Genomic DNA, 3,858 nt, shown 5'->3' on the forward strand with positions numbered 1-3,858 from the left:
GCAAACCCTGACAGCAAAAGCGCGCGAGCTGCGCGGCAACGTCGTTAAAGCGGTGTCCACCAAAGGTTCCCGCACTATGACGCCGGTTTATGACCGTGACGAACAGCGCAAACTCCGCGAACGCATCCAGCAAACGCAGCCAGAGTGGGTTTTGCTCTGGTGGGATATTTCCGTATGCACCGGCTGGCGAACCAGCGACGTATGTAATTTCCGCTATTCGTGCATCAACTGGGAAACCGGACAGGCTACGATCGTTGTCGCCAAACAGACAAAATCAGCAGAGGCGCGGGCAACACGCAAGGGCATTGAGATAGTGCGCCAGCAGCGTAAAGACGCCGCCAGAATGGCCGGTGACCATATCGCCTATATGCAGTGGGACAGCATCAGTTGTGATGAACTGGCATCAACCATGACCGACGACGAACAGGCCATTGTGTTCGAGCTGGTATCTAAAGCCGATGTGAAACACGACACCAAGCAGTTACCGCCGAACATTATCAACCGGCTGCGTGGCCGCATGGCCGTTAACTTTGCCGATGATGATTTGGTATTTTCTCGCAGCCAGATTGAAAGTAACCGTTGTCTCCGTCTGGAAGGTAGCGTTTCTCGCCAGACAATCTGGAAAAAATTACACAGCGTTATGCAGTGGTTCGCCGGATTTATTAACACCAAACTGCGCCTGAGTGCTTACTCAAGCCGAAAGATTGCCGCCTTTAATCTCATGAATGCAGGTGGAGAACAGGGACTGCTGATCGCCGCTGAAATGCTGGGACACAGCAACCCCGCCATTACCCGAACTTATTTGCAGTTGGGCAGCAAGGCCGCCGCTATACAGTCACGTTTAGCAATGGAGGTTTTCCATGCATAACGCTCAAACCACAGTTACCGCCACGCTGCACGTTACCCCTAATTTTACCGGCCGTGTGCTGGTAAGTCTGATTAAGGGCGAGGTTCAATGCGATCGCCGTCTGAGGGACGATGAACATGTTTCTTCTCTTCTCACTTTTCTTGAGCTGGCAGAAACAGCCGGTTTTCAGGTAATCCCACCCGAGCAGACCGGAGAATAAAACCGTGAGTAAAAAATTAACTGGCTTCACTGCCAGCGGCCAAACACAGCCCGAATTCCGCCCGGGCGATATCTGGAAAGATCGCGCCGGTTCAAAAGTCACTATTTCCGGTTTCATGCATGACCGCGTGACCTATATCCGTGAAAGATATGAGTATCCCTGTATTTCGCCAGTGGGGCGCTTTTGTCGTGACTTTATTCCGGCACCGGCTGGCGCTGTTTCTGAATGGTGCAAAACCAATAACGCGCTGGCTAAAACACAGAAATTGAAAGAAATGATCCAAAGAGGCAAAAAATGAAAAACGCGCCGAACGTTAAGCACCTTCCAAAAGATAAATTCACGGAAGCGATTATTTTTGCGGGCGCGGATGCGCTCAGCCATGTTCAGCACTGGACGGAAAAAGCCGGTAATGAAGCCGGTGACAAGATCCCCCCCATTTATCTGGGAGCCCGGCAACTGGCCGAGCTTGATAACCTGCGGATCATCGATAAGGGGCGGCGTTACGTCCGCGTTTACCGTGCAGGGGATATCAGCCCCGCGCACTTGCTGGCGATTGAAACTCGTTTGGCACTGGCAGATGTGAAAGAAGCCCGTCTATTTGACGGAATACATGAACAGAAACCAGCGGAAGATTGGACACCACGCCTTGCTGGACTTAAAGAGGAAGCCGGACGCGGGGAAAGTCTGGTTGATGAAATGCGTAAGGCTGACGGTGATAAATTCCGGCAACCCGTAAAAGGTGATTTGTCCAGAATGGCCGCAAGCGAGCGCGGCAGGCTTTTGGCGCAACGGTACGGTGAGATAACCGTTAATCCGGACAGCCAAGTTGCGTATGCCTACGACGGTTCGACATGGCAGAGGGTGGCAGACAGCGAACTGCAACGTGAAATGGTTGCCATCTTTAATGAGAACGAGGTGAATTACAGCCCCGTAGGGATTAAAAACGCCATTGACGCAATGAAGCTGGAAATTCCAGTTGTAGGTAAACCGCGCCGGGAGCTTATCGGGTTTGAGAACGGTGTTTATGACCTGACCAATAAGGAGTTTTTACCTCACAGTCCGGAGCACTGGTTGATGAACCATAACGGGATTACTTTCACCGACCCTGCATCGGGAGAAAGCCTGAGAGACCATGCCCCTTATTTCAGTAAATGGCTTGTCCATGCAGCCGGGAATGATCTGCAGAAAGAAAACCGCATTAAGGCCGCGCTGTTTATGGTGTTGGCAAATCGCCATGACTGGCAGTTGTTTATTGAGGTAACGGGTGAAGGCGGCAGCGGGAAAAGTGTATTTACGGCTATCGCGTTGATTTTGGCGGGTGAGCATAACACCGCCAGCGGGAGTATGTCCTCTCTGGATTCGGCTCGTGGGCGGGCGCAATTTGTGGGGAAGAACCTGATTATCATGCCTGACCAAACCCGCTATGTCGGTGAGGGGGCTGGGATTAAGGCGATAACAGGCGGCGACCCAGTAGAGATTGACGGCAAATACGAAAAGCAATTTACCACTGTGATTAATGCTGTCGTGATTGCTACCAATAACGAACCGATGGCTTTTACCGAACGCAACGGCGGCATTGCCCGGCGCCGTGTCATTTTTCCGTTCGATATCCCGGTAAAAGAAGCCGACAGGGATCCTGATTTAATGGCAAAAATTCGTTGTGAGATGCCCGTAATTATTCGTTGTCTGTTGTCAGAATTTGCCAACCAGAACCGCGCCAAAACTTGTTTGACTGATCAGCGTGATTCAGCGGAAGCGATGGGGGTTAAACGGCACACTGACCCGCTATACGGCTTCTGTGAGCACATTATCGCGTTAGGGGAGGCTGTAGGCATGTTGATGGGCAACCTGAACATTTCCCCGCGTGCGCCGCGCATCTATCTGTATCACGCCTATCTTGCCTATATGGATGCTCACGGATTCGATAAGCATCTCACGCTTACACGGTTTGGCTCAGACTTTCCCAAGGTCATGAAGGAATACGGCGCAGAGTACAAGAAGGCTAAGACCATGGCGGGAATGCGCTACAACATGGATCTTGCTGAAAGTGCCTATGACTGGCTTCCGGCAGTACCACGAATGCATGAGCACCGAGAGGAATAACCCCACCCCCTAACTAAAGTTTTGGGGGGTAAGTGTTCAACTGTTCATGATTTCAATTAACTTCTAAAAACCCATTGATTTTAAAAGAAATTAACAGATGAACACTTATATCTAAAGTGTTCATCAAGTGTTCATTACTGTTCATTTGAAGTGGGTGAATATGAGAATTATTCTTATCGACATGAACACTATGAACAGTTGATGAATAGTAGTGTTCATGACCTTAGGCCAGAGCTGGCGCGGCTTTCAGCGTGGAATGAACACTATGAACAGTTTAAGGGGGGCAAACTTTTCTTAGGGGGGGTATCAGAACAAACAGCGATACCGGGAACAGAAATCTGGGGCCGGATATTAAAATTACGGTATACACGCCGGATTTACCCAAAGCCACCACGTTAATTTGCTGGTGGTTTTTTTGTGCCAGATAAAAGCCCAAGTCTAAGTTACCGTCCGTTGGAACAGTCAATAAACAAACGTTTTATATTGCAGTAATTGCAACGATGTTGATCGTCGTTGCGATTTATGAAATTATAACAACTGTATAAATATCAGGGGGTGGTTTATGAGTAAACAGCAAGCTTCACAGGCGGTTTTGCTGAGTCGGGGGCAGGTTGAATCCCTGTTACGTATTCAGGAACAGGAGAAAAAACGCTCAGAGTTTGGCATTTGTCCATCCATTCACGAAGTA

The 3,858-nt window shown here is 49.7% G+C and carries 4 protein-coding genes; all 4 read left to right on the plus strand.

Features of this window, described 5'->3' with window-relative positions:
- Positions 1-868, plus strand: an 868-nt coding sequence (locus J8X26_RS25015; protein ID WP_208952304.1) for a tyrosine-type recombinase/integrase, incomplete at its 5' end; no start/stop codon positions are given.
- Complete coding sequence (locus tag J8X26_RS25020) at positions 861-1,067, plus strand: hypothetical protein (RefSeq protein ID WP_208952305.1); 207 nt, start codon at positions 861-863, stop codon at positions 1,065-1,067. The genes J8X26_RS25015 and J8X26_RS25020, both read left to right, overlap by 8 nt.
- Before the next feature lie 4 nt (positions 1,068-1,071).
- Positions 1,072-1,365, plus strand: coding sequence for a DUF4222 domain-containing protein (locus J8X26_RS27800; RefSeq protein ID WP_208952306.1), 294 nt, complete (start codon positions 1,072-1,074; stop codon positions 1,363-1,365).
- The gene (locus J8X26_RS25030) at positions 1,362-3,170 is read left to right on the plus strand and encodes a primase-like DNA-binding domain-containing protein (protein ID WP_208952307.1); all 1,809 of its coding nucleotides are present in this window, start codon (positions 1,362-1,364) and stop codon (positions 3,168-3,170) included. Before J8X26_RS27800 ends, J8X26_RS25030 begins: the two co-directional genes overlap by 4 nt.
- Positions 3,171-3,858: the final 688 nt, after the last annotated feature.

This window comes from Rahnella sp. ChDrAdgB13 (genome assembly GCF_017655185.1).
GTDB lineage: Bacteria > Pseudomonadota > Gammaproteobacteria > Enterobacterales > Enterobacteriaceae > Rahnella > Rahnella contaminans.